The sequence below is a fragment of the Sphingomonas sp. BK481 genome (assembly GCF_014194875.1).
In the GTDB taxonomy this organism is placed as follows: domain Bacteria; phylum Pseudomonadota; class Alphaproteobacteria; order Sphingomonadales; family Sphingomonadaceae; genus Sphingomonas; species Sphingomonas aerolata.
In genome coordinates this window covers 81,237-108,049 of record NZ_JACIAP010000004.1, presented here as the reverse complement: position 1 = coordinate 108,049, position 26,813 = coordinate 81,237, and the positions used below count along the sequence as shown (strand labels likewise).

Below are 26,813 nucleotides of genomic sequence, written 5' to 3'. Positions count from 1 at the left end.
CGCGGTCGCCCTTCGAAAGGGGATCGTGTTTCCTGTGACGAGTTCGACAAGACGGCACTATTGGCTCGCGATCGCTCTGGCGGCGAGTGTGGCCGCTCCCGGCGAAGCCCAGCTCGCAAAGCCCGGTACCGCGCCCGCAAAGGGACCCGACGCACCCACGGCCGAGCAGCGATCCGACACAGGTGTCGCCGATCCCAAGGGCAACGCCCCGATCGTTCCCGACGCGGAATTCAACCAGGCGCTGCCGCCGCTTTCGAACGACATCAACGCACCGCTCGAGCCGATGGCGAGCGAGACGGCGCCCGTGACCCCCGCGACGGATGTGACCCCCGCGACGACCGCGTCGGGCGCCGTATTGCCCCCCATCGGTCCCGAAGATCCCCAGCTGGTCGTGCCGCTTCCTGCACTCGCGAGCTACGACACGGCACCGCTGGCGACCGCTGCGGACATCAAGGACAAGGATGCGCCCGAGATCCGCTATGATGCGGAGATCAAGGGTCTGGCGGATGCGGGCGACGGGCTCGAGGCGCGCTACAAGGCCCTGTCGGCGCTGAAGGGTGGCGGCAAGGCGGCGAACACGACGCAGGTTTCGGCGCGCGCGAAGGAAGACGAGGCGCTGGTCGTCCGGCTGCTGAAGTCGCTCGGCTATTATGACGCGACCGCAGTCTCGACGATCGAAACCGTGCCCGAAAAGCCCGGCCGGCTGAAGGCGATCGTCAGCGCACAGCCGGGGCGGCTCTACACGCTCGGCTCGATCGACGTGAAGACCGCGCAGACCATTCCGCCGGATCTGGTGCGCAGCCAGTTGCCGCTGAAGGTCGGCGATCCGATCCAGGCGGACCGGATCCAGGGGGCGGAGGCCAATGTCTCGCTAATGCTGCCGCAGATGGGCTATCCCTTCGTCAAGGTCGGCGAGCGCGACATCCTGCTCGACGACGAGGCGCAGGTCCCGACCGGTGCCTATACGCTGCCCGTCGATACGGGTCCGCGCGCTTCGTTCGGGCAGTTGCGCACCGAAGGCGACGCAGTGTTCGACATCGAGCATCTGAACGTCTTTACGCGGTTCGAGGCGGGGCAGCTCTACGACAACCGGATGACCGACGACCTGCGCGACGCGCTGGTCGCGACGAGCCTGTTCCAGAGCGTCTCGGTGGTGCCGCAGCGCACCGGCCGCACCAACCCCGACGGCACCGAGCAGGTCGACCTGCTGGTCCGGCAGGAAAAGGGCCCGGCGCGCACGCTGGGCGGCAATGTCGGCTTCTCGACGGGGCAGGGCTTCCGCGCCGAGGGGACCTGGCAGCATCGCAACCTGTTTCCCTATGAGGGTGGCCTGCTCGCGTCGGTGATCGCGGGGACGCAGGAACAAGGGCTTGCGGGCACGTTCCGCCGCGCCAATGCCGGGCGACGCGACCGCACGTTCAGCCTGACGGCCGGGGCCAATCATTCGAACTACGACGCCTATGAGGCGTTCACGACGAGCGTCGGCATCCGCTGGAGCTATGATTCGACGCCGATCTGGCAGAAGCCGATCACCTATTATTATGGCGGCGAACTCGTCGGCACGAACGAGAGCGTCTATGACTTCGCGCAGGGGCGAAACGTCCGGCGCACCTACGGCATCGTCGCGCTGCCCGGACAGCTGCTGTTCGATCGCTCCGACAGCCTGCTGAACCCGACCAAGGGGTTCCGCCTGCGGCTCAACGCCAGCCCCGAAACATCGGTGCAGGGCTCGGTCAAACCCTATGTCCGCGCGATGGTTGAAGGGACCTTCTACTATCCCGTGTCGAGCAGCATCGTGATCGCCGGCCGCGCCCAGGCGGGAACGATCCAGGGCGTCGCGCGCGACGATCTGGCACCCTCGCGGCGCTATTATGGCGGCGGCGGCGGATCGGTCCGCGGCTATGGCTATCAGCGGCTCGGGCCGTTCGATCCCAATGGCGACCCGGTCGGCGGGCGCTCGCTCAACGAGTTCGCGCTCGAGGCGCGCTACCGGTTCGGCGATTTCGGCATCGTGCCGTTCATCGATGCCGGCAACAGCTATGAGAGCAGCACGCCGAACCTGTCGAGCCTGCGCTACGGCGCGGGTATCGGCGGTCGCTTCTACACCAGCTTCGGTCCGATGCGCATCGACGTCGCGACGCCGCTGAACCCACGCGAGGGCGACGGCAAGGTCGCGCTCTACATCTCGATCGGGCAGGCATTCTGATGGCCGAAAACGGCGCACCCCCTGCCGACCAGGGACCTATCAATCAGGCTGACGACAGTGTCGTGGCCCAGCGGCCGCTCTGGCAGCGGATCCTCAAGGGGATCGTGATCCTGATCGTGGCGCTGATCGCCCTCGTGCTGATCGTGCTGTTCGGGATCAACACCGATCCCGGCCGCCGCCTCGTCGCGGATCAGATCGGCGGCTATACGACCGCGTCCGGCCTTAACATCAAGGTGGGCCGGATTGACGGATCCATCTACGGCGCGATGACGCTCAGCGACGTCCGCGTGTCGGACCCGACCGGTGTGTTCCTCACCAGCCCGAAGCTGCGCGTCGACTGGCGCCCGTTCGCCTTTGCCAGCAACCATGTCGATGTCCGGTCGCTGACCACGCCGCTTGTCACGCTGCAACGCCGTCCGGTGCTCAACGCAACCCCGACCGATCCCAACGCGCCGCTGCTGCCCGATCTCGATATCGACGTGAACCGGCTGGTGATCGACCGGTTCGTGATCGGCAAGCCGGTGACGGGCCAGACGCATATCCTCAAGATCGACGGCGCGGTCCATATCGCCGACAAGCGCGCGCAGCTGACGACCAATGCCGCTGCGCTGGCCGGCCCCGGCATTGCCGGCGGTGACCGCCTCATCCTCAAGCTCGACGCGGTGCCCGAACAGAACAAGCTCGACGTCAACGTCAAGCTGACCGCGCCGGTCGGCGGCGTGGTCGCGACGATGGGGTCGCTCAAGGCACCGTTGACCGCGACGGTGGACGGACGCGGAAGCTGGGCCGCATGGCGCGGCCGTGCGGTCGCGACGCTGGGCGGCGGCGAGCTCGCCAATCTCGGCCTGACCGCGAAGAACGGCCATATCGAGGTTCGCGGCGCGACCCGCCCCGGCCTGTATCTCGAAGGCCCGGTCGAGCGCCTGACCGCGCCGCAGCTCGACGTGGCGATCGACACGACGCTGAACGACCGCAAGGCCGACACGCGCATGACGCTGAAGTCGGATGCGCTCGCGGTCGATGCCGGTGGCCTGATCGATCTCGCCAACAGCCGGTTCGCCAACTTCGCGGTCGACGCGAAGCTTCTGACCCCGGGAGCGATCCTGCCCAATCTGCGCGGTCGCGATGTCACCGCGCGCGTCGTCCTCGACGGGGCGTTCGCGACACCGACCGTCGACTACAAGGTGCGGGCCGCGACGATCGCCTTTGGCGACATGGGTGTCGAGAACCTCTATGCCGAGGGTCTTGCGCGCGTGAATGCCGACCGCATTCTCCTGCCGATCAAGGCGCGCGCACGTCGCGTGACCGGGCTCAATGCGGCGGTTGGCGGCCTTGCGACCAACGTCGCGATCGACGGGGACTTTGCGATCTCCGGCGTCAATGTTCTGTCGGACAATCTCAAGATCCGTTCGGACAAGATCGATGCGACCGCGGTCGTAGTCGCCAACATGTCGACCGGACGCTACACCGGCGCGCTCAAGGGGCGGGTCAACAACTACCGCGTCGACGGGATCGGCATCGTCAACCTGACGACCGATGCGAAGCTGGTGCCGGGCTCCAATGGCGGGTTCGGCATCACCGGGCGCGTCGTCGCGCAGACCGCGCAGATCTTCAACGAAGGCGCGCGCAGCTTCCTCGGCGGAAACGCGATCGTCCGCTCCGATATCGGCTACAGCCCCGAGGGGATCGTGACCTTCCGCAACCTGCGGATGAACGCGCCGCAATTCCGCGTGACGCGCGGCGAGGGGCGGTTCGATCCGGCCACCGGCGCGGTTCTCGTCAACGCGGATGCCTATTCGACCGTCTACGGGCCGCTGTCGGCGCGGGTAACGGGCAGTGCGACGGCGCCGGTCGTCGTTCTGCGCGCACCGCGGCCCGGCGTCGGCGTCGGGCTGGTCAATCTCCAGGCGCGGGTCGTCGGGCGGAACGGCGCATATGCCGTCGTCGCCAGCAGCGGCACCGATTACGGCCCCTTCACCGCCGATGTGCTGGTCACGCCGGGCACGCAGCTGGCGGTCGACGTGCGCCGTGCGGTCTTCGCGGGCATCGTTGCACGCGGCCGGATCGTGCAGAGTGCGGCAGGGCCGTTCGCCGGTGCGCTGCAGTTCGCGGGGCAGGGGCTGACGGGCAATGTCCGTCTCGCCAACCAGGGCGGGTATCAGCGCGCCGATGTCGCTGCGCGGGCTTATGGCGCGAAGATTCCGGGCATGGTCGATTTCACGATCGGCCGCGCGATCGTCGATGCCAGCGCGGTGCTGTACCCCAAGGCGCCCGAAGTGATCGCCGACGTCCAGATCGCCGACATGCGCTACGGCGAGGTCGTGTTGTCCGCCGCGCGCGCAAAGGTGAATTACGTCGGTGGCAAGGGCACCGCCCAGGCACTGGCGACGGGGTCGAGCGGCGTACCATTCCGCCTCGCGATGAATGCGAAGCTGAGCCCCGAGAACTATCTCGTTGCGCTGAAGGGGCAGGCGAACGGGATCGACTTCCGCACCGCCAATCCCGCGCGAATCCAGGCGGCTCAGGGCGTCTATCGTCTTTCGCCGACCCGGATCGACTTCGGTCAGGGGACCGCGGCCGGCGCAGCGCGTCTTGCCGGCAGCTATGGCCGCGGGTTGAACGCACAGGCGCGGCTCGACAAGCTCGACCTGTCGGTGCTGAGCGCGCTGATGCCGAATCTCGGGATCGGTGGCACGGCGACGGGCAGCCTCGACTTCGCCCAGGCCAACAGCACTGCGGTGCCTACGGCGAACGTCCGTGCGACGGTGAGCAACTTCACCCGCACGGGGATCGCGGCGGTGTCCGATCCGGTCGACATCGTGTTCGCCGGCACGCTGAATGCCGATGGCGGGACCGGTCGCGCGCTGGTTCGGCGCGGGCCGACGGTGGTGGGGCGCATGGTCGCCAATCTCCGGCCGCTGGGCGCTGGCGCGTCCTGGTCCGAACGGCTCATGGCGGCACCGCTGTCGGGTGGCATCCGCTATAACGGGCCATCGGCAGTGCTGTTCAGCCTGGCCGCGCTGCCCAACCAGCAGCTGTCAGGGCCGATCGCGATCGCGGCGGACTTCTCCGGGCGTGTCCAAGCCCCGCGTCTGAACGGTATCGTGCGGGCCGATTCGCTGACCTATGACAATGAGGTCTACGGCACGCGGCTTTCGCAGATGGCGATCAACGCGCGGTTCAATAACGACCGGCTTGAACTGACGCAGTTGCGGGCTCGTGCTGGCAATGGCAGCGTCCAGGCCCAGGGCAGCGTCGGGCTTGCCGCGGACAGCGGCTTCCCGATCGATCTGCGCGCGACGCTCGACAATGCACAGCTCGCGAAGAGCGACGCGCTAAGTGCGACGACGACCGGGTCGGTGCGGTTCACCTATGGCCGCGATGGCGGACTGCTCAAGGGTGACCTGCAGATCCCGGAGGCGCGTTACGAGATCATCCGCCAGGGTCAGGCGGAAGTCGCCGAGCTGACCGGTATCCGCCGCAAGAGCGAGATCCGGCCCGCGCTGCCGACCGATCGTCCCGCGCGGCCCGCGCCGCCGAGCGTCATCAAGCTCGACCTCCGGGTGCGTGCGCCGAACCAGCTGTTCGTGTCCGGCATGGGTCTCGAATCGGAATGGGAGATGGACATGCGGATCACCGGCACGTCGACCGCGCCGGTTGTCACCGGTGGGCTCGACATCGTCCGCGGGACCTATTCGTTCGCGGGCAAGCGGTTCGAGGTCAATCGCGGCACGATCCGCTTCCGTGGCGGGGCGCTGACCGATCCGGACATCAACATCCAGGCGACGACGACCACGAACAACATCACCGTCGTCATCAACGTCACGGGTACCGGCCAGCGCCCGCAGATCGCCTTCACCTCGACCCCGGCGCTGCCGCAGGACGAGGTGCTGAGCCGGCTGTTGTTCGGGACCAACCCCGAGAATCTCTCGGCGACCGAGGCGATCCAGCTGGCGTCCGCGCTCAATTCGCTGCGCGGGTCGGGTGGCGGTCTGAATCCGCTCGGCAAGCTGCGTTCGGCGACCGGCTTCGATCGTCTCCGCGTGCTTGGCGCGGACGAGGCCAGCGGGCGCGGCACCAGCCTTGCGGCAGGCAAGTACCTGACCGACAACATCTATGTGGAGATCGTCACCGACGCCAAGGGCTTCACCTCGACCCAGCTCGAGATTGCCCTGACCAAGGCGCTCAGCCTGCTCTCGTCGGCCGGCGCGCAGGGCGGGACCAACGCCAGCGTGAAATACTCGAAGGATTATTGATCGCATCATCCCGTGGCGGCGCGAATCACGCCCGCCACGGGATCTTCCCAGACGCGAGGCGCGGCGCGTAAAGCTCGCCGCGCGATCCTCGCAGCCAGACACAGGTCTGCCTGATTGCGAACGCGGGCGCGCTACGCCGATCCATATATTGTGTTGCTGGTTTTGCAGGCGGGCTGCTTCGCCCTGCGCCTTGGTGCGGATGCGCCGCCCATCTTGTCTGTATGGTGCAGCCGGGCGGCGTCATGCGCGCGCTGCAGCGGTAGCGACCGGTCACATATCCAGACGGCCGTGGGGTTGGCCCGTCGGCGTCTACCCGTCGGCTTCAGGCCATAACGGGTCTTAAAACACTATAATTGAATGGCATTCAAAGTGGCCCGGCGCCAATGGAAGCTTGCCCGCGATACGCGGGTTTTTCCAAAAACGCCGGGCCGGCACCTGTTTACCAGGGGCGCATGTGGTCGCCGTAGATGAGCGAAAGAATGAGCTTCAGCACTTTTTTCTCCCTTGTTCACGCCCGTTAGGACGCAAGGGGAAGTTAACCGGGCGTTAACTTGAATTCAACATGGTTTATTAATCGTTAACCACGTTTACGTGCCAGCATGGGAGGCTTAACGCTATCTTCAGTATCGGCAGCTAGCGTTTAGGGATGATCGACCTCTCGCATATTCCTTTCGGCTGCACGTGCGACTCGCATCGCGGCGGTTATGCGTCTGCGAGGCTGTCGCATGACTGACGTGTCGGATCCCGCGACTATGTCGTGCCTGCCCGTGGCCTTTCATGGCTGGCAATTCGTCATCCTCGCCGAGGTCGCGAATTTCGCAATGCTTCGCCGCCATGTCGGACGCGCGCGCGCGGACACGCTGGTCGGCGATATCGCGCTGCGGATCGCGGCGGTTCTGCCGCAATCGCGTACAGAAATAGCAGCGCGTGATCTGATCGACATCGCGCTTCTGGCGGATCAGCAGAACGAGCTCGACCTCGCGCTCGAGCTGATCGCACATGCCTTCACCACGCCGTTCGACATCGACGGCGAACTTTATCACGTCGACCTGACGCTGGGCGGCGCATCGGTCCGCGCACCGCAGCACGACGAGGTCCGCCTGATCGAGGAAGCCGAGCTCGCGCTTGCCGATGCCCGGGTCGAGCGCGGACCGATCGCGCGCGACGTATCGGCGGCCAGCGCGTCGCTCGACCGGCTGATGCTGGCGCGCGAGCTGCACAAGGCGATCGGCGGCGACCAGCTGTTCCTCCAATATCAACCCAAGGTCCATCTGCGTCGGCAGGAGATCGTCAGTGTCGAGGCGCTGGTCCGCTGGCGCCATCCGCAGCGCGGCCTCGTACTGCCGAGCGACTTCATCTCGATCGCGGAGGAGAGCCGCGACATCGTTGCGCTCACGCTATGGACGATCGAGCAGGTGATCGGCGACCAGCGGATCCTGGCGGCGCATGGTCATGAACTGCCGATCTTCATCAATATCGCCGGCGTCTTGCTCGCCGATGCGCGATTCGTGCGGCAGGCGTGCGAGATGATCACGTCGAGCGGTGCGCGTCTCGGCTTCGAGATCACCGAGACGTCGGTGATTCGCGATCCGGAAAGCGCGATCCGGAATTTGCAGATCTTCGCGGATATCGGCATCGTGATCGCGATCGACGATTATGGTGCCGGCCTGTCGTCGCTCGCCTATCTCAAGCAGCTTCCCGCCAGCGAGCTCAAGATCGACAAGCTCTTCGTCACGCAACTCACCAGTTCGAACCGCGATCCGCTGATCGTCCGGTCAACGATCGACCTCGCGCACGCGCTCGAAATGGAAGTCGTCGCAGAAGGGGTCGAAACGCCCTCGGCGATGGCGCTATTGTCGGTCATGGGGTGCGACATGATTCAGGGATTTCTGGTGAGTCGCCCGATCGGTATCGACGCTCTGCTGCCGTTCCTCGCGGAAGAGCGTCATCTGGCAATCGCCCGCGACGTGCGGTCACCGCTCACGCGGATCGCGGCCGTCCGGAAGACCGGCTGAGTGAACCAGCTGGGTCGGCGGCGGCTAAGCCTTTGGCATGGGCTGCCGGCGATCCTTCTCGCCGTCAGCGCAGTGCCCGCGGCAGCCGGGGCAGAGCCGCTGCCGCAGGTCCGGTTCGATATCGCCATCGGGAACGCCAAGTCGCTGGTGCAGACCGATCCAGGTGAGGCCATCCGCAGGGCATCGACAGCCGAACAGGCCGCCGCCGCCATAGCGGATCCCGAAAGGCGGCAGCTGGCCGTCGCGACCGCGCGCTGGCTGCAGGGGGAAGCGGCGCTGCGGATCGATCGCGACGATCGCGCCGCCGTGCTGATCCACAACGCTCTGGCAACGGTGGTTAGGCTGGATCCTGGTTCGGCGCTGAATGCCGAGATCCTTCTATCCCGCGGGGGCGTTCATGCGACTCGCGCGGAGTTGGCGTCGGCGCTGGCGGACTATCAGGCCGCGCACAATATCTTCCGCACGCTTGGGGACATGCGCAACCGTGCCAAGGCGCTCATGCTGATCGCCACGCTGTACGGCGATGGCAATGACAGCGAGTCCGCCCTCAAATATCTCAGCCAGGCGCTCGACGTCTACCATGGCGACCCGGGCCTGCTGGTGGCGATCTACAATAACCGGGGCTCCTGCTATCAGGATCTTGGCCGTTACGACCAGTCTGTCGCACAGTATCGCAAGGCACTGGCGCTCGCCGAGCAGATGAAGAGCCCGCTGCTGCAGTCCCGCATCCAGGGGAATATCGCGCATGTATTGCTAAAGGCGGGCAAGACCGCAGCCGCGGCAAAGGCGATCGCTGCCAGCCAGCGCCTTGCCATGCAGTCGGAGGCCGCAGTCTGGCGGGTTCAGCTGCTGCCGATCGCCGCCGAAGTCGCCCTCCAACAGGGGAATTTGCCGCGCGCGCTCGCGCTCATCACGCAGCGTTTTGCGGGCGTCGATCTGACGAAGACCAACCTGTCGTATCGGGAGGGGCATCAGGTTGCCTATGCGATCTATAAGGCCCTCGACCGGCCCCTCGACGCGCTCGTCCATCTCGAGGCGCAGAAGCGTCTGGATGATCAGGCTACCACACTCGCCACGAATATGAGCACGGCCTTGCTGGCGGCGCGATTCGACTTCGCGAACCAGGAACTCAAGATTTCCAAACTGCGCGCCGATGAGCTCGAGCGCAGCGTGCGGTACGAGAAGGACCGGGCAAAGACGCAGCGGCTGATGTTCATCGGCGCGATCGCGGCGGTTTCGATCATCATCGGCCTGCTCGCGCTGGGGCTGGTGACGATTCGCCGCAGTCGCGACAAGGTGCGCGCCGCGAATGACGACCTCGCGATCACCAACGCGGCGCTCGGCAAGGCGCTTGCGGCGAAGACCGAGTTCCTGGCCACGACCAGCCACGAGATCCGCACGCCGCTGAACGGGATCTTGGGCATGACCGAGGTCATGCTCGCCGACTCGCGCCTCACGCCCGACCTGCGCGATCGCCTCGGCATCGTGCGCGGCGCGGGGGCGACGATGCGCGCGCTGGTCGACGACATTCTCGACATCGCCAAGATGGAAACCGGCAACCTGACGATCGAGTTCGCGCCGTTCGATCTGTGCGCCACGGTGACCGATGCTGCGCAAATGTGGGAGGAGCAGGCCCGGTCGAAGGGGCTGTCGTTCACGCTCGACATGGCCGACTGCCCCGCCCGGATCATGGGCGACGCCGCGCGGGTGCGGCAGATCGTGTTCAACCTGTTGTCGAACGCGCTGAAATTCACTCGCGTGGGCGCGGTGACGGTAGCGTTGCGGACCGGCGAAGACCGGCTGTGGCTCGACGTATCCGATTCGGGCATCGGCATTCCGGCGAACAAGCTCGACGAGATCTTCGAATCCTTCCGGCAGGCAGATGCCGGAACGACGCGGCAGTTCGGCGGCACCGGGCTCGGCCTGTCGATCTGTCGCAACCTCGCGCGCGCGATGAACGGCGACGTCACGGTTACCAGCCGCGAAGGGCAGGGCGCCACGTTCACGCTCAGCCTGCCGCTGGTCCATGCGGAGGCGATCGCGCTCGGCGACCTGGGCGCCGATCAGGGAACCGGCGCGGCGACGTTGATCATCGACCGCAATCCCATCATGCGCAGCATGTTCCGGACCCTGGTGACGCCGCATTGCGACATCGTCCTGACCGCCGCCTCGATCGACGAGGCTGTTACACTGCTGGCGCAGACGGTCGTCGCGAACATCGTGATCGACGATGCGACGTTGCGCGCCGGTGGCGATCTGGGGCCGGCGCTGGAGCAGCTGACGCGGGCGGCAGGTGATGCCGCGACGACGCTGTTGTGGCCCGCCGATCGGCTCGACGATCCGGCATTGCTCACGACTGCCATTACACGCATCGTTGCGAAGCCTGTATCGGGTGCGGATCTGGTCGAAGCGATCTTCGCGTCGCCGGTAGTTAAAAACAACGCAATTCCCGATCTTGTCTCGCGGGCGGCTTGATGCGTAAACGCCTAGCAATGACGGACAGCGCGCCTCTCCCGGTCGAACCGTCACGGAGGATATGTTGAACATCTTGTTCATCGAGGACGATCGCATGAACCGCCGCGTGGTGGGCGACATGCTCGACGTGGCCGGCGCGACGATGGTCGAGGCGGAAAGCGCCGAGCGTGGCCTCGAAATCCTCGACGAGCAGGATTTCGAGATGGTGCTGGTCGACCTGCGCATGCCGGGCATGGACGGGATCACCGCGATCCGCCACATCCGCGCGCGGTCCGACGCCAAGGGCATGGTCCCGATCATCGTCGTGACCGCGGACGTCGCCCCCGACCTCCGCCAGCGCTGTCTTTCCGCGGGCGCCGACGATGTGATCTTCAAGCCGGTCGCGATGGATTCGCTGTTCGACGCGATCGGCCGGATCCTCGCGCGTGAGGCACAGGGCGACGGGCTGATCGGCTGATCCGCCCGCCGCCGGATAAGTGCAGGCAGGGCCGACGGTTGGGCTAGAGCGTCTTTTCGTAGACCTGGTAGACCTTGTTCATGCGGCTCTCGATCGTCTCGGCGATCGAGCGCATCCCCTGATTGTCGTCGAGGATCCAGCCGATCTCGGCGCGGGTCGCGCCATAATCCTGGGAGGCGGAACGGCGGATATATTCGATCATCATGAAGGCGAGTTGGCTTGCCATGCGTGACGACTGCAGCTCCCGGACGACGCCCATCAGCGGGACGCGGACCGTCTTCACCTTTGGCTTGCGCAGCCACAGCAACAGCTTGGCCCAACCGAACGGCAAAAGCGACCCGCGCAGCGGCTTGATCGCCTCGTTCAGGTCGGGCAGCGTGATCATGAACGCGACGGGCTTGCCGTCGACTTCGGCGATCCGGATCAGGTCGTTGAAGACGATCGGCTTGAGCTTGACCCCGACATCCTTGATCTCGGGGGGCGTTAGCGGAACGAACCCCCAGTTGCTCGACCAGGCATCGTTGAGGATGGCGAGGATGATCGCGGCCTCGTCCTCGAACCGCGACTTGTCGACCTCGCGAATGACGATGCGCGGGTTCTTCTCGCCGGACTTGATGATCCGCTGGACGATCGGCGGGAATTGCCGCGTGACGTCGACTTCATAGGTCATCAGCCGCTTGACTGGGACCTGGCCCGACCGCTCGACCCAGTCGCGATATTCGGGGCGTGCATGCCCCATCATGATCGTCGGCGCGTGATCATAGCCTTCGATGAGGAGCCCTGGCTCCTCCCAGATCGACATGCTGATCGGGCCGAGCATCCGCGTCATGCCCTGCGCCCGCAGCCAATCCTCGGCCGCGGCGAGCAAAGCTTGGAATACGGCCTCGCTCTCCGCCTCCATCAGCCCCCATTGGCCGACGCCGGGACCAAAGCCCTGTTCGGCGGGCATGGTGAGCGCGAGCGTGTCGATATGCGCCGAGATGCGACCGACGACCCGGCCATTCTCCTCGGCGAGGAACAGTTGCGCCTTGGCATGGCTGAACCAGCCATTCTTTTCAGGCGTGATCAGTCCGAGAGCCTCGGTCTTGAGCGGCGGGACCCAGTGCGGATCGTCGCGATAGAGGCCGAAGGGCACGTCGACAAAGACCTTGCGATCACGCTTCGTCTCGACCTTGCGGATCGTTATCGTACCGGCCATTGGCTCGCCCCTCAGCGCTGCGTCGTCAGCCGCTGCGGATATCGACGATCAAGCGGTTCGTACAGCGGCTATTCCTCGGTCCGGAACAGGACAGCCTCGCCGATCAGGAAGAACAGGAGGAAGGGCGCCCAGGCAGCGAGGAACGGCGGATAGGCGCCGAGATTGCCCATCGCGAGCGCGAAATTGTCCGCGACGAAATAGGCAAAGCCCAGCCCCATGCCTATCACCGCGCGGACGAACAGCTTGCCCGAGCGGGCGATACCGAACGCCGCGACCGCGCCGAGCAGCGGCATCAGCACCGAGGAGAGCGGTCCCGACAGCTTGTGCCAGAGCGATCCCTCGAGGGCCTTGGTCGGGCGCCCCGCGTCGGCCAGATCGCCGATCGCCGCCTTCAGCGCGCCGAAGGACAGGCTGTCGGCGTCGACGCTCGCGAGCGTGAACTGGTCGGGCCGGACATCGCGCCCGACGACCACCGACCCGAGCGTGGTCAGCGTGCCGCTGGCGACGTCGAACCGCGTCGCGGGGCCGATCTCCCAGCCCCCGGCGACGCGCTTGCCATTGGGGGCGCGGATGATCGAGACGAGGCTTCCACCAGCACGATCATAGAGCGTCACCCCGCCGAGCCGCGTGCCCGCGCCCTTGCCGCGCGTCTGGTTCACCTGGATCAGGTCGTCGCCGTCGCGGACCCAGACATTGGCACGGTCGCCACGGTCGATCGGCATCGCGCCGTAATTGACCTTCTGCCACTGCGACAGGGTGGCGGTGGCGCGCGACACGACGCGGTCGTTGAAGCTGAAGCTGACGATCGCGACGACCAGGCTGGCGATCAGCAGCGGGGCGAGCACCTGATGCGCGGACAGCCCCGACGCCTTGAGCGCGATGATCTCGCTGTTCTGGTTCATCGTGATCAGCGTCAGGATGGTGCCGAGCAGCACCGAGAAGGGCAGCGCGAAGGCGATGATCTGCGGTGCGCGCAGGCTGACATATTGCCAGACCTGGGCGTCGCCATTCCCCGCCTGCGCCAGGATGTTGCCCGACTCGCTCAGCAGGTCGAGCGCCTGGAGCACGAGCACCAGCGCCGCGAGGATGCTGAACGTCCGCGTCATGAACAGCCGGCCCATATAGACCGCGACCGTGCGCGACGGAAAGATCGTGATCCTGCTCATGCCGTCTTCTCTTTGCGGCGCCCGGGCAGCCGGCTGGTGATCGCCTTGCCGATCCGGCCGACGCCGCGCTCGAGCGCACCGATCGGTTCGCCGCCGGGCACATAGGCGATGGTGTAGTACATCCACAGGATCAGCCCTGCGAACACCGTGAACGGCACCCAGAGCGCGATCAGCGGGTCGATCCGGCCAAGCTCGCCGACGTCCGCCGCATATTGGTTCACCTTGTGATAGGTGACGATCATCACGATCGACAGGAAGACGCCGAGACCGGACGTCGATCGTTTCGCGGGCACGCCGAGCGCCACCGCAAGCATCGGCAGCAGGAACATCATCGCCACCTCCGCCAGCCGGAAGTGGAATTCGGACCGGCTCGCATCGCGCAGCTCGGGCGTCGCCGCCTCATGCCCTGCACGCGCGAGTTCGGGCAGCGTGAATTCGAGGTTGCGCCCGCCGCGGACGCGGAAGCTCTCGAACTTGGGCAGGTTGATCGGCAGGTCATGGCTGCTGAAGGTCAGCACGCGCGGCGTCTTGAACTCGGGCCGTTCGTGGATCAGCGTGCCGTTGGCGAGACGGAAGATGATGACGTTGGGATCGTCGGTCGCGAGGAAGCGTCCCTTCTCCGCGGTGACGCCGATCCAGTCGTTCTTGGGCGTCTGCGCATGGACGAAGATGCCCGACAGCTCGCGCCCCTTGTCGCGGCTCTGCTCGATCCGCAGCGTCATCCGGTCGCCCAGATGCGTGAACTCACCGACCTTGATCGACGCGCCGAGCGCGCCCGTGCGCAGCTCGAAGCGGAGCCCCTCGTAATAATAGCGGGCGATCGGCTGGAGATAGCCGACGATCAGCAGGTTCGCGATCGCCAGCACGATGGCGAACATATAGGGCACCCGCAGCAGCCGGGTATAGCTCATCCCGACGCTGCGCAGAACGTCGAGTTCCGACGTCGTCGCGAGCTTGCGGAACGCGAGCAGGATGCCGAGCAGCAGCCCAATCGGAATCCCGAGGCCGAGATATTCGGGCAGCAGATTGGCGAGCATCCGCCAGACGACGCTGATCGGTCCGCCCTCGGTCGCGACGAAATCGAACAGCCGGCGCATCCGGTCGAGCACGAGCAGCATCGCCGCGATGATCAGCGTCGAAAAGAGCGGGACCGCGATCAGCCGGGCCATGTAGCGATCGATGGATTTCATGAAGCGGGGGCTCTGCGAGCGCCTCGAACGCGAGGCGTGGGGCGGGTCTATATCAGCTTTTCGCGCGGGATATAGGGTCAGGGATATAGGGCGGACGGGGCGGGCCTGTCACGGTCTATTCGGCCGCCATCTGGCGGGGCGGGGTGGGGCGATCGGTGCCCATCGCCGCCGCGACCGCGCGTTCCAGGCCGCTCAGCGTGAAGGGTTTGCGCAACACCTCATGCTCACCGAATTCGCTCGTCGCGGCTTCACCCGCAAAGCCCGTGACGAACAGGATCGCGATGTCGGGGAACAGCGGCCGCAATGCCGCGATCATCTCGGGCCCCGTCTGGCGCGGCATCAGCACGTCGGAAATGATCAGGTCGATCGCGCCGTGACGCGCGAGCATCGCCGCCGCATGGGTCGGGTCGTCACAGGCGACCGGATGATGGCCAAGCTCCTCGAGTGCACCGATCGTGGCGGCGAGCACGCGCGGATCATCCTCGACCACCAGCACGTTCAGCCCCATCGGCGCGACGGGCTGCACCGGCTCTGGCAGGTCCGCAAACGGCAGGACGGGTTGCGGCTCGATCGCGGGATCCCTGGTGTCGCGGGGCAGATAGAGCGTCACCGTCGTCCCTTCGCCGACCACGCTGGCGATCGCGATCTCGCCGCCCAGCTGCCGGACGAGGCCGAAGATCTGGCTGAGGCCAAGGCCCGTGCCCTTGCCGGTTTCCTTGGTGGTGAAGAACGGCTCGAACACGCGCTCGGCGACGTCCGGCGACATGCCGCTGCCATCGTCTGCGACCGTGATGGTGGCAAAGTCGCCGGCCGGGCAGTCGCCGATCGCGCCCGCGGCCAGCACCGCGGCGCCGGTGGTCACGATCATCGTGCCGCGGCCGTTCATCGCGTCGCGCGCGTTGACCGCAAGGTTGAGCACCGCATTTTCGAGCTGGACGCGATCCGCGCGGACCCGCCAGCCCTCGGAGGCGTCTACCACGTGCAGCGTGATCGCATCGCCCAATGTGCGGTCGAGCAGGTCGGACATGCCCTCGACCAGCCCTGCAACCCCCATAGTCTCGGGTTTCAGCGAATCCTCGCGGCTGAAGGCGAGCAGCCGGCGGGTCAGCGCGGCGGCGCGGGTAGCGCCGTCGGTCGCGCTCTCGATGTGCCGCCGCGCGGTCGCCGGATCGCGCGCGATGTTGCGCAGCGCCAGTTCCAGCCCGCCCAGAATGACGGCAAGCATGTTGTTGAAATCATGCGCAATGCCGCCGGTCAGCCTGCCGACCGCGTCCATCTTCTGGACCTGGCGCAACTTGGCGTCCTGTACGCGCAGCTCGGCCGTCGCCTGTTCGACCGCGGCGGACAGTTCCTCGGCGCGGCTGCGTTCCATGTCCGCGTCCGCCTGCGCGACTGCCCGGTCGCTGACCGCGCGGATCGTGAACCAGCCCAGCCCGATCGCGCCGAGCACGATCAGCATCCCGAACACCGCGAGCACGCCCGCGATCGAGCTCGAACGTTCGACCGATGCCATCGCCCGCGACGTCCGGTTGTCGAGCAGCGCCCGCTCGCGCGCGATGAGCCGGTCGAGCGTCCGGTTGATCGCGATCAGCGTCGGAGCGTTGCGGCCCTGGTAATAGCGCGCGAACGCCTGCGAATTCTTGCCGTAATTGGTGCTGAGCGCGGTCATCGACAGCTCGCGGCCGCGGTCCTCATAGGCCTGGCGCAGTTCGGCGATGTGCCCGCGCTGTTCGCCATTGTCGTAGGTCAGCCGCTCGAGCCGGTTGAGCTGCGTCCCGGCCAGGACCCATTCCTCGAAATAGAGCCGGCCCAGCTGTCGGTCGCCGCTGATCACATAGCGGCCGAGCGACGCTTCGGACCGGGCGATCGTGCTCGACAGCGTGCGCGCGAGGATCATCACGTCATAGCTGTGCGCCTGCAGCCGCAACGCACTGTCGCGCTGGCGGTTCGCGCTGCTCAGCGTGGCGATGAGCCCGACCAGAACGGCGGCGCCCAGCAGCGCCATCACGATGAGCGTGATGGTCCGCCAGGTCGCACCGCCCCCAAGGGCTGCCGCGTCGGCCTCGTCCTGCGTCACCCCGCGACGATAGCGTGCGTATTGCTCCCGACGCAATGACAGCGGCCGGCTGCTAGCCGATCACGCCGACGGCGCGACCCGCGTCGCGGAACATGGAGAGGATCGTCTCGACTTGCGCGTCGGTATGTTCGGCGCACAGCGAACAGCGCAGCAGGAACGTGCCCGCAGGCGTCGCCGGCGGGCGCGCCATGTTCACGTACAGCCCGCCCTCGAGCAGCGACTGCCAGATCGCGATCGCCTGTTCCTGGTCGGTCAGGATGATCGCGATGATCGCCGAATCCGACGTCTCGGTGCCGAGCTTGAAGCCCATCGCCTTGAGGCCCGCATGCATCGCGCGTGCATTCTTCCAGAGCTGCGCACGCTTGTCGTGCGCGGTCATGAGCTTGCGGATCGACGTCGCGGCGGTGGCGACGACCGAGGGGGGGAGGGAGGCGGTGAAGATGTACGGGCGGCAGGCGAAGCGGACCATCTCGAACTTCGGGTGGTTCGACACGACGAACCCACCGACCGTCCCGACCGATTTCGAGAAGGTGCCGACGACGAAATCGACCTGATCGGTCAGCCCCATCTCCTCGTACACGCCGCGGCCATTGGGGCCGAAAAAGCCCATCGAATGCGCCTCGTCGACCAGCACCATGCAACCATGCTTCTTGGCGACCGCGACCATCTCCTTGAGCGGGGCGATGTCGCCGAGCATCGAATAGACGCCTTCGAGCACCACCAGCTTGCCGGCCTCCTTGGGCAGGCGGCCGAGCCGCTTGTCGAGATCGGCCACGTCGTTGTGGCGGAAGCGGACGATCTCGGCATTGCCCTGCTTGCAGCCGTCATAGATCGACGCATGGCTGTCGGCGTCGAGGATGACGTACTCGCCCTTGCCGGCGAGCGTCGAGATGATCCCGAGATTGGCCATGTATCCGGTCGAGAACACGATCGCGCCGCTCATGTCGTAGAACTCGCGCAGAGCCTGTTCGACGTCGATATGGTCGTGGAACGTGCCGTTGAGCATCCGGCTGCCATTGGTGCCCGACCCGAATTTCTCGAGCGCGTCCTTGCCCGCCTGGATGACGTCGGGGTCGAACGTCATCCCCATATAGTTGTAGGTACCGAGCAGGATCGTGTCCTTGCCGCGGATCACCGCCTGGGTCGGCGACTTGACCTCGTCCATCACGATCGTGAACGGATTGCGCACGCCGGACTTCACCAGCGCCTCGCGTTCGGCGATCAGCCCGTCGAACTTGCTCATCAGATCGCGTTCGGGCGCGACCTCGGGGGGATCGACGGGGAGGGCGTGGGCGGTGGTCGCGGCTTCGGTCATGTTCGGTTCCAGATCAGGACGGTATCGCCCCTTGCCGTTCGCCCTGAGCGAAGTCGAAGGGCCTGTGTCTCATGTGCTTCGACTACGCTCAGCACGAACGGGGGTTATGGGCGAGGGGCAGGGGCGAGCATTGGCTCAGGCGGCCTTCAACTTCGCGACCGCATCGACCAGCTGGCCGACGGTCTCGATCTCGGCCTGCATGTTCATCGTGATGATGATGTCGAATTCATCCTCGATTGCGGCAACGAAATCCATGACGGTCAGGCTGTCCCATTCGAGATCGCCCTGGAAGGTCGTCGCATCGCTCAGCGCGACGCCCTTCTTATTGAACGGCTCGATCTGCGCGGTGACGGTGTCGTAGATCTGCTGACGGTCGCTCATGCTCTTCCTTCCGGGTGTCGACGCAATCCTGACAGCGAATTGCGGCGGCTTTTCGGCGCTATAGCAGCCCCGCCGCGCGATACCACGCCGCGGTTTGCGCCAGCGCCTGCGGGGTCGGGACCGAGGGCGTCCAGAGCGTGGCCGGCGGCGGCGTGTGCGAGACCCAGTCGGGATGGCAGAAATAGCGGACCCGGTCGCGCGTCAGCTTGGCCTTGCCGCGCCGGACGAGACGGTCGGCAGCGGACGCCAGCGACAGGATCACGCGCGGCATCGACAGCGGCCTCACCGATTTGCCGACCGCGACGCCGATCGCGCGCGCGAAGTCGCGATTGTCCCAGCCCTTGGGCGTGCCATCGTCGGGTTCCATGATCGCCGGCGCGACCGGGATCTCGGCCAGCGCGAGCAGCAGCGCGGTCAGATCCTCGACATAGAGCAGAGAGACGCGCGTGCCGGCAGGGGGCATCGGCACATACCCCGACCGCGCCGCCTTGAACACGTCGAGCAGGTCGTGATCGCGCGGACCGAAGATCGCCGGCGGGCGGACGATCGTCCAGTCGAGCCCCGAGGCGGCAACGCACGTCTCCGCCTCGGCCTTCGACCAGCCATAGTTGGACAGTGCCGGCGCGCGCGCCGCCAGCGACGAGACCTGGACGAAGCGGCGGATACCCGCCGACCGCGTCGCGTCGACGATCGCCTGGGTGCCGGCGATATTGCCCTCGGCAAAGCCCGCGCGATCGGCGGCATTGACCACGCCGGCGACGTGGATCACCACGTCTGCGCCCTCGACCAGCGTCGCCAGGCTCTTCGGGCGATCGAGCGCGCCTTCGATCCAGGTCACGCCGATCCGCTTGGCCTGCGGCTTGCGGGCGAGCGCGCGGATCGTGTGCCCCGTCTCCAGCGCATGGTCGATCAGGTGGCTGCCGACGAACCCGGTACCGCCGGTGATGGCCAGGATCATGACGGCTCGCTCCAGATCGACGTTTGCGCGGCAGTCATACGAGCGCCAGATGATTGCGATGGACGAGCGCCGAGCGTGGCGCATAGCCGAGGATCGCGGCGTGATCGTCGCTATGGCGGCCGAGCAGACGCGCGGTGTCCGCCGCGTCATATTCGGCGAGACCGCGCGCGACGATGCCGGCCGGCCCCTCGATCGTCACCAGATCGCCGCGCACGAAGCTCCCGTCGAGCCCCGTCGCACCCGCGGCCAGCAGGCTGCGCCCCTGGCCGAGCGCGGCGGCGGCGCCCGCGTCGACACGGATCGTGCCCTTTGCAGTCAGTCCGCCCGCCAGCCAGGCTTTCCGCGCAGAGGACGTGCGTTCGGCGCTGAAGATCGTGTGGCGGGCAGGGGTGGAGAGTGGATGGTCGATCCGGCCCGAGGCGATCACGAGTGGAATGCCTGCCGCCGTGGCGATTCGCGCGGCGGCTATCTTGGATGCCATGCCGCCCGATCCCATTCCGGACCCCGAGCCGTCGTCCGCCATCGCGGCGACCGTGTCGATCCGCGGGACGTCGGCGATGTGGGTGGCGGCGGGGTCGACATGCGGATTGGCGGTATAGAGTCCGTCGACGTCGGAGAGCAGAATCACACCCTGCGCCCCCGCGGCCTGCGCGACCCGCGCCGCGAGCCGGTCATTGTCGCCGAAGCGGATTTCGGCGGTCGCGACGCTGTCATTCTCGTTGATCACCGGCACGACCCCGAGCGACAGGAGCCGGTTGAGCGTCGCGGCGGCGTTGAGATAGCGGCGGCGGTCCTCGAGATCGTCGAGCGTCACCAGCATCTGCGCCGCGTTCAGGCCTTGCGCGGCGAGCAGCTCGGCCCAGACCTGGCTCAGCGCGATCTGGCCGGTGGCGGCGGCGGCCTGCGCGTCCTCGAGACTCGCGCGGCCGCCCTTGGCGAGGCCAAGCCGCCGCGCGCCGAGCGCGATTGCCCCGGATGACACGATCGCGACCTGCTGCCCGGCACCGGTGCGCGCGGCGATGTCAGCGACGAGCCCGGCGAGCCAGTCGCGCCGGACGCTGCCGTCGGGATCGACAAGCAGTGCCGAACCGATCTTCACGATCAGGCGGGGACAGGAGGACGGCGGAAACATCATTGGTCGACCCGGTAGGTCCTCCCCATAGGTCGTCATAGCCTGCAACACCCTATCGTCATTCCCGCGGCGGCGGGAACCCATATTGGCTGGCCTCACCACCGAATCGCATACCCCTGAGGCTATGGATCCCCGCCTGCGCGGGGATGACGATGGCGTACATGATCGGGCTACGGAGCGGTTTTGAACGCTACAGCGGCGACCATGCGACCGGCTCTTCGCCCTCCGCCAGGTCCTTCGGCGCACCCGGTGCGGGCCCGATCTCGCCGATCAGCTTGTCGAGCACGGCCTCTACGCCGGCACCACTCGCGCCGGACATCGCCATCACCTCGGCACCGCTGGCCTCGGCCAGTTCGGCCGACAGCGCCGCGATCAGCTCGGCATCAAGCATGTCGGTCTTGTTCAGCGCGACGATCACCTTCTTGTCGGTCAGGCCCTCGCCGTAATTGGCCAGCTCGTCGCGGACGATCCGGTAGGATTCGCCGACATCCGCGTCGTTCGCATCCACCAGATGCAGCAGCACGCGGCACCGTTCGATATGCCCGAGGAACCGGTCGCCGATGCCTGCGCCCTCGGCCGCACCCTGGATCAGCCCGGGAATATCCGCGACGACGAATTCGCGCTGCTTGTGGCGGACCACGCCCAGCTGCGGCCGCGTGGTCGTGAAGGCATATTCGCCGACCTTGGCCTGCGCGTTCGTGACCTGGTTGATGAAGGTCGACTTGCCCGCATTCGGCAGGCCGACGAGACCCGCATCGGCGAGCAGCTTCAGTCGCAGCCAGACCCAGGCCTCGCCGAACGGCCAGCCGGTGCCGTGCTGGCGCGGGGCGCGGTTGGTCGACGTCTTGTAGCTGGCGTTGCCACGGCCGCCATCGCCGCCGCGGAACAGCACTTCGCGCTGGCCGACTTGCGTGAAGTCGATCAGCACCTCTTCCTTGTCCTCCGACAGCACCTGCGTGCCGAGCGGGACGCGGATCACAAGGTCCTCGCCGCCCGCGCCGGTGCGGTTCGAGCCCGAGCCGCCCGAGCCGCGCGGGGCACGGAAATGCTGTGTGTAGCGAAAGTCGATCAGCGTGTTCAGGCCGGCGATGCATTCGAACACGATGTCGCCGCCCTTGCCGCCATTGCCGCCATCGGGGCCGCCATATTCGATGAATTTCTCGCGGCGGAAGCTGACGGCACCGGGGCCGCCCTCACCCGAACGTACGTAGATCTTGGCTTGGTCTAGAAAATGCATCGCCGCCCCATAGCGAAATTGGCGAAAATCGCCAGCCTCTGCGACTCGGGCCCTGGTCGGAGTTGCTCAGGCCGACGGGCAGGCGGCGGCGTCCTTGCTCGCGAGCAGCGCGTCGAGCGCGAGTTCGCGCGCCCTGGTCGCGGGCAGGCCGAGCGCGCGGGCCATCGGCGCGCCCATCAACGCGTCGCCCAGCGCCATCAGGACCAGCGTCAGAGTCTGGTCCTGGATCGGCTGGTCGCCGGGCATGTCGCCCTCGGCAAGTTCGTCGACCAGATCGTGGATCGCGGTGAGAATCGGGTCGAGCGCGTCGGTGTTGCCCGACAGGATCATCCAGCTCGCCAGCGCGCCCGCGCCGCCCTTGCCGAATGCGTCGAACGTCATCTCGACTACTTCGCGCGGATCCAGCTCGCCCGCGCGCACGCGCAGCACTGCGGCGCCGATCGTGCCGACGATGTCCGCCGCCATCCGCGTGATCAGTGCGGTCTGCAGCGCCTCGGCCGAGCCGAAATGGTGGAGCAGATTGGCGTGCGTCCGCCCGATCCGGCCTGCAACCGCCTTCAACGTGACCGCGCCGGGACCGCTTTCGACCAGGAGCGCGCGCGCGGCCTCGACTGCGGCGTCACGCGATTCGGTCGGGGAGAGGCGCTTGCGGGGTGTTGACGTCACGAAATGAAAAACCTACTTACAGCTGTGTCAGTAATGACAATCTGTCTCTGTTTGGAGGTTTCCGTGGCGAAAGCAACCACACCCGTCGATCTGACGATCACGCCGCGCGATCGTCGTTTTGGCCGGGGCTCGCCGATTCGCCGGTGGTGGCTGAACGATGATCCGATCGCGACGGCCTTTTACAACGCCTTGTCGGTCACTTTCCCAAAGGGCGAGGGCTATTTCGTCGACAGCGTCCGCCGGTTTCGCGACGGTACGCCGCCCAAGCTGACCGCCGAGATCAACGCGTTCATCAAGCAGGAGGTGATCCACACCCGCGAGCATGTCGCGTTCAACCGCCACGTCACCGACCAAGGGTATGACGTCACGCCGCTGATCGCCGATGTCGACGCCGCGCTCGCGCTGACCAAGGGGCGCCCGCCGATCGCGAGCCTCGCCGCGACAACCGCGCTCGAGCATTTCACCGCGATGCTCGCGCATGAACTGATCGCGAACCCCCGGCACCTCGCCGGCGGCGACCAGCAGGCGGCGGCGCTGTGGCAATGGCACGCCGCCGAGGAGATCGAGCATAAGGGCGTCGCCTATGACACCTGGCTGCATGCGACCCGCGACTGGCCGCGGTTTACCCGCTGGCGGGTCAAGTCGCTGGTGATGCTGATCACCACGTGGCGCTTCTTCACGGGGCGGGCGCGCGGCATGACCGAATTGCTGCGGCAGGACGGGCTCACGGGCCCGCGGATCTGGGCGCGGATGGCGTGGTATGCGTTCGGCAATCCGGGGATGGCGCGCAAGATAGCGGGCGTGTGGGCCGCCTATTTCCTGCCCGGCTTCCATCCCTGGAAACACGACGACCGCGCGCTGATCGCGCTGGCCGAAAGCGATTATGAGGCGGCGGTGCTCCCGGTCGAGAGGCGGGCGGCGGTGGTGGCCTGAGTCACGGACACAGCCTTTCCTCTCCCGGGCTCTCCCGCGAAGTATGTAGGGCGAATCATCGCCAGGCATTCCACCCCGGCGAAGGCCGGGGCCCAGTTGGAAAGGTCGTAGTAACGACGCGATGACCGTAGTCAGCGACGTCCCCCAACTGGACCCCGGCCTCCGCCGGGGTGGTGCAATTTCAAGGTCGGGATGCGCGAATCACGCCGCCATCGGCATCGGCGCACATCGGTCCTCATCGAGCACCAGCTCGAACAGCACGGCCTGAGCCTCGCCGCCACGCCCGCGCGACGCCCGAGGCTCGACCCGCCCGGTCGGCCGGAAGCCGAGCTTGGCCAGCACGCGGCCGGACGCGGGATTGTCGACGAAATGGAACGCCTCGAGCCGCCGGAGCCCGAGCGCATGGCGGGCGATCGCGATCACCGCCTCGCCTGCCTCGGTCGCATAGCCGCGTCCCCAGGCATCGGGCGTCACCCAATAGCCGAGCTCATGGCCATACCCGTCCGGCGATGCATGGATATCGATGCCGCCAACCAGCCGCGGCGCGCCGGGGTCGAGCGCATCGATCAGGAAGCGCGGCTGATGCTCGCCGCGCGGCTGCGCCAGAAAGGCCGCCGCGTCGCCGAGTGAATAGGGCCAGGGTGCCCGCGTCAGCTTGGCGATCACGGCTTCGTGCCCGATCGCCTGCGTCAGCGCAGGCGCATCCTCGGGCCAGCCGGGCCTCAAGGTCAGTCTCTTCGTGCGCGCGAACATTGCTCTCTTCCTCTCGCGTCGTCGGCTGCGCGCATGCCACGTCAGGATGACGGGACGGCGACAGCCAAGGGGAGGGAGCAATAAAAAAGGGAGCCGGGGTGACCCGTCTCCCTTGTTCAGGTTCGCTTTCGCGACCCGGGTCACCCTGGTGGGCAACCCGGATGGTTACCCGATGTTATTCGGCTGCAACTGCCATGTCGGCGGCATCATTCGCTGCCAGCTCGACCGAGCAGAACTTGCGACCAAGTTTGCCCTGGCTGAATACGACGCGGCCATCGACCAGCGCGAACAGCGTATGGTCCGTGCCGATGCCGACATTGGTGCCCGGGTAGAACTTCGTCCCGCGCTGGCGCACGAGGATGTTGCCGGCAACGCATGCCTGGCCACCGAACTTCTTCACGCCGAGACGACGACCGGCTGAATCGCGACCGTTGCGCGAAGAGCCGCCTGCTTTCTTATGTGCCATCTGAAGCTACTCCTTATGCCTGAGCGGCCGGGGCGTCAGCCTCGGTCTGCTTGGCGGTCTGGCCGCCGACGGACACGATCTTCAGGATCGTGTGCTGCTGGCGATGGCCGTTCTTGCGACGATAGTTGTGACGACGACGCTTCTTGAAGACGATGACCTTGTCCGCCTTCGCCTGAGCGATGATCTCTGCAGCGACGGTGAAACCCTCGACCGAGCGCAGTTCCGAGCCTTCGCCCGCCAACAGCACATCACCCAGCGTCACCGACGCACCTGCATCGCCCTCGATCTTTTCGACGACGATCTTATCTCCGGCGGCGACGCGATACTGCTTGCCGCCCGTGCGCACGACTGCGAACATGGCCCTTGTCACTTTCCAAATACATGTGCCCCACGAACGCAGGGTCCGCCGGGAGAAGCCGGGGAGCTAAGCGAGGGGCGTGACGATGTCAACCAAGAAGGGCCATTGCGGGGGGCTAAAACATCGCAGGCCCTGGCCGGAGCCGCGTCAGGACGCTGTGCCCGGCAGGCGATCAGTGCCGGTGGACGGCGCGCAGCGTGTAGCGACCATCGGCAAAGTCGGTGAACAATCCGGCGATACCCGGATGATCGACCGGCTCGTCGCCCGCGTCGGACACCAGATTCTGCTGGCTGACATAGGCGACGTAGCTCGACTCGCGATTCTCGGCGAGCAGATGGTAGAAGGGCTGGTCCTTCTTCGGCCGCATCTGTTCGGGAATCGCCTCATACCATTCATCGGTATTGGCAAAGACCGGATCCACGTCGAACACGACCCCGCGGAAATCGAACAGGCGGTGCCGGACGATGTCGCCGATCGAGAAATTCGCATGGACGATCGGCGGGGCAACGACCTCGACCGCCGCAGCCGGTGCCGGCTCGGACGAGAGGGCATCGGACGCGGCGATGTCGGGGGTGGCGGGGTCGATGGGGATGTCGTGGCGGGGCATGCCGACAATTTAAGCGCTGTTTCGCGACGCACAAGCCGGGCCGCTCGTGATTGCAAAAACCCTCTTGCACTGCGGCGAGGTCTGATTTAGAGGCCCGCCCTCGACCGATCGGAGGCGCTGCTTGCAGCTCTTCGGATGACCTTGCGGAGAGGTGGCAGAGTGGTCGAACGTACCGCACTCGAAATGCGGCGTACCCGCGAGGGTACCGTGGGTTCGAATCCCACCCTCTCCGCCATTTACCTTGCGCCATGTGGATCACAGAGATCCCTGACCCTCGCGCCGGGGCCGCGCACCTCTCTATAGCTATCGTCCGATGATCCGCTGCTGTGGACAGCGCATGCATGTGCTCAGAGTAGCAGGCGCGGGACGACAGTCGGGGAGGGGGTGCGTTGTCTCCCATGCCCGTCCCGGCCAAGGCCCCTCCAGATCGAGACCGCGATGCGTACGTTCCTTCTGAACATCCTGCTGGCGGCCGGACTGGTGGCCCTGGCCGTCCTTTCGCGGTTCATGCTGCTCGATACCTATTCCCGCTGGCAGATCGCGGCATTCTGGCTGCTGGCGGCACTGCTCGAATGGGGTGTCAAACCGCGGATCGGTCTGAAAGCACGCTGGCTGACCGCGCTCGCCACCGCGATCGCGACGACGCTGGCGATCCTCGCCGTGCGCTGGCACGTCGAGGGCCTGTGCCCGCACACCTGGCCGCAATGCGCGTCCTATCCGTTCTGGCGTGTCATCCTGCACCTGATCCAGCGCGCGTAGACCGGACGTGCGGCCCGGTATCGCCAAAGCAACGCCGGAAGCGTGGCCCGACGGCAACAAGTCCCGATAAAGTACAGGGATCGCCGATAGACCCGCAATTTTCCGTGGAGAAATTCTTCTGTATCCGCCTAGGCGTTGAATTGCTTGAACTCGCCTATGTGCTGGCTCGGCGTGAACCGCATCGACGGCGCTCGTAAGCAATGCTGCA

Annotated in this window: 21 protein-coding genes and 1 tRNA gene; 8 read left to right on the top strand and 14 right to left on the bottom strand. The window is 66.5% G+C overall.

Annotated elements, in window-relative coordinates:
• The first annotated feature begins 34 nt into the window (after window positions 1-34).
• The 5 genes from FHY04_RS09495 to FHY04_RS09475 all read left to right on the top strand — a co-directional run bounded on the left by FHY04_RS09495 (window position 35) and on the right by FHY04_RS09475 (window position 11,409).
• Window positions 35-2,206 carry a BamA/TamA family outer membrane protein gene (locus tag FHY04_RS09495; RefSeq protein WP_183936258.1) on the top strand — a complete coding sequence of 724 codons (2,172 nt, stop codon included), beginning with the start codon at window positions 35-37 and terminating at the stop codon, window positions 2,204-2,206.
• Window positions 2,206-6,462, top strand: coding sequence for a translocation/assembly module TamB domain-containing protein (locus FHY04_RS09490; RefSeq protein ID WP_183936257.1), 4,257 nt, complete (start codon window positions 2,206-2,208; stop codon window positions 6,460-6,462). The genes FHY04_RS09495 and FHY04_RS09490 overlap by 1 nt, the downstream gene beginning before the upstream one ends.
• 725 nt (window positions 6,463-7,187) lie before the next feature.
• The gene (locus tag FHY04_RS09485; protein ID WP_260171432.1) at window positions 7,188-8,477 is read left to right on the top strand and encodes an EAL domain-containing protein; all 1,290 of its coding nucleotides are present in this window, start codon (window positions 7,188-7,190) and stop codon (window positions 8,475-8,477) included.
• On the top strand, window positions 8,478-10,952 hold the full coding sequence (locus FHY04_RS09480; RefSeq protein WP_183936256.1) for an ATP-binding protein: 2,475 nt from the start codon (window positions 8,478-8,480) through the stop codon (window positions 10,950-10,952).
• 64 nt (window positions 10,953-11,016) lie between these two features.
• Complete coding sequence (locus FHY04_RS09475) at window positions 11,017-11,409, top strand: response regulator (RefSeq protein ID WP_031394137.1); 393 nt, start codon at window positions 11,017-11,019, stop codon at window positions 11,407-11,409.
• A gap of 43 nt (window positions 11,410-11,452) precedes the next feature.
• Here the strand turns inward: FHY04_RS09475 and FHY04_RS09470 are convergent, their stop codons facing one another.
• The 10 genes from FHY04_RS09470 to FHY04_RS09425 form a co-directional block, all read right to left on the bottom strand.
• Window positions 11,453-12,607 (bottom strand): GNAT family N-acetyltransferase, encoded by a 1,155-nt coding sequence (locus FHY04_RS09470; RefSeq protein WP_183936255.1) that lies wholly within the window; start codon window positions 12,605-12,607, stop codon window positions 11,453-11,455.
• Window positions 12,608-12,675: 68 nt separating this feature from the next.
• Complete coding sequence (gene lptG / locus FHY04_RS09465) at window positions 12,676-13,773, bottom strand: LPS export ABC transporter permease LptG (protein ID WP_031394135.1); 1,098 nt, start codon at window positions 13,771-13,773, stop codon at window positions 12,676-12,678.
• Complete coding sequence (lptF, locus tag FHY04_RS09460; RefSeq protein ID WP_031394134.1) at window positions 13,770-14,963, bottom strand: LPS export ABC transporter permease LptF; 1,194 nt, start codon at window positions 14,961-14,963, stop codon at window positions 13,770-13,772. Before lptF ends, lptG begins: the two co-directional genes overlap by 4 nt.
• 115 nt (window positions 14,964-15,078) lie before the next feature.
• Window positions 15,079-16,968: an ATP-binding protein gene (locus FHY04_RS09455; protein ID WP_183936433.1), complete on the bottom strand. Its 1,890-nt coding sequence runs from the start codon at window positions 16,966-16,968 to the stop codon at window positions 15,079-15,081.
• 124 nt (window positions 16,969-17,092) lie between these two features.
• Window positions 17,093-18,355: a serine palmitoyltransferase gene (gene spt, locus FHY04_RS09450; protein WP_183936254.1), complete on the bottom strand. Its 1,263-nt coding sequence runs from the start codon at window positions 18,353-18,355 to the stop codon at window positions 17,093-17,095.
• 135 nt (window positions 18,356-18,490) lie between these two features.
• A complete protein-coding gene (locus FHY04_RS09445; protein ID WP_031394130.1) occupies window positions 18,491-18,736 on the bottom strand; it encodes an acyl carrier protein in 246 nt (81 codons plus the stop codon).
• 58 nt (window positions 18,737-18,794) lie between these two features.
• On the bottom strand, window positions 18,795-19,694 hold the full coding sequence (locus FHY04_RS09440) for an NAD(P)-dependent oxidoreductase (protein ID WP_107931347.1): 900 nt from the start codon (window positions 19,692-19,694) through the stop codon (window positions 18,795-18,797).
• A 34-nt stretch (window positions 19,695-19,728) separates the two neighbouring features.
• Complete coding sequence (gene proB / locus FHY04_RS09435) at window positions 19,729-20,829, bottom strand: glutamate 5-kinase (RefSeq protein WP_183936253.1); 1,101 nt, start codon at window positions 20,827-20,829, stop codon at window positions 19,729-19,731.
• Window positions 20,830-21,016: 187 nt separating this feature from the next.
• Window positions 21,017-22,063, bottom strand: a complete 1,047-nt coding sequence (obgE, locus tag FHY04_RS09430) for a GTPase ObgE (RefSeq protein ID WP_037529084.1) — start codon at window positions 22,061-22,063, stop codon at window positions 21,017-21,019.
• Window positions 22,064-22,129: 66 nt separating this feature from the next.
• Entirely contained in the window at window positions 22,130-22,729 is a 600-nt protein-coding gene (locus FHY04_RS09425; RefSeq protein WP_031441339.1) for a TetR/AcrR family transcriptional regulator, read from the bottom strand.
• 33 nt (window positions 22,730-22,762) lie between these two features.
• Here FHY04_RS09425 and FHY04_RS09420 point away from each other — a divergent pair, with 33 nt between their 5' ends.
• The gene (locus FHY04_RS09420) at window positions 22,763-23,662 is read left to right on the top strand and encodes a metal-dependent hydrolase (protein WP_183936252.1); all 900 of its coding nucleotides are present in this window, start codon (window positions 22,763-22,765) and stop codon (window positions 23,660-23,662) included.
• A 201-nt stretch (window positions 23,663-23,863) separates the two neighbouring features.
• Here FHY04_RS09420 and FHY04_RS09415 read toward each other — a convergent pair whose 3' ends face one another.
• The 4 genes from FHY04_RS09415 to hspQ form a co-directional block, all read right to left on the bottom strand.
• Window positions 23,864-24,415, bottom strand: a complete 552-nt coding sequence (locus FHY04_RS09415) for a GNAT family N-acetyltransferase (protein ID WP_183936251.1) — start codon at window positions 24,413-24,415, stop codon at window positions 23,864-23,866.
• 175 nt (window positions 24,416-24,590) lie between these two features.
• Window positions 24,591-24,881, bottom strand: coding sequence for a 50S ribosomal protein L27 (gene rpmA, locus FHY04_RS09410; RefSeq protein ID WP_031393730.1), 291 nt, complete (start codon window positions 24,879-24,881; stop codon window positions 24,591-24,593).
• 13 nt (window positions 24,882-24,894) lie between these two features.
• Window positions 24,895-25,239 carry a 50S ribosomal protein L21 gene (rplU, locus tag FHY04_RS09405; RefSeq protein ID WP_031393729.1) on the bottom strand — a complete coding sequence of 115 codons (345 nt, stop codon included), beginning with the start codon at window positions 25,237-25,239 and terminating at the stop codon, window positions 24,895-24,897.
• 172 nt (window positions 25,240-25,411) lie between these two features.
• Window positions 25,412-25,846 carry a heat shock protein HspQ gene (gene hspQ, locus FHY04_RS09400; protein WP_081874363.1) on the bottom strand — a complete coding sequence of 145 codons (435 nt, stop codon included), beginning with the start codon at window positions 25,844-25,846 and terminating at the stop codon, window positions 25,412-25,414.
• A gap of 145 nt (window positions 25,847-25,991) precedes the next feature.
• Here hspQ and FHY04_RS09395 point away from each other — a divergent pair.
• A tRNA-Ser gene (locus FHY04_RS09395) sits at window positions 25,992-26,081 on the top strand.
• Between the two features lie 203 nt (window positions 26,082-26,284).
• Window positions 26,285-26,605, top strand: coding sequence for a hypothetical protein (locus tag FHY04_RS09390; RefSeq protein WP_183936250.1), 321 nt, complete (start codon window positions 26,285-26,287; stop codon window positions 26,603-26,605).
• The last annotated feature ends 208 nt before the right edge of the window (window positions 26,606-26,813 follow it).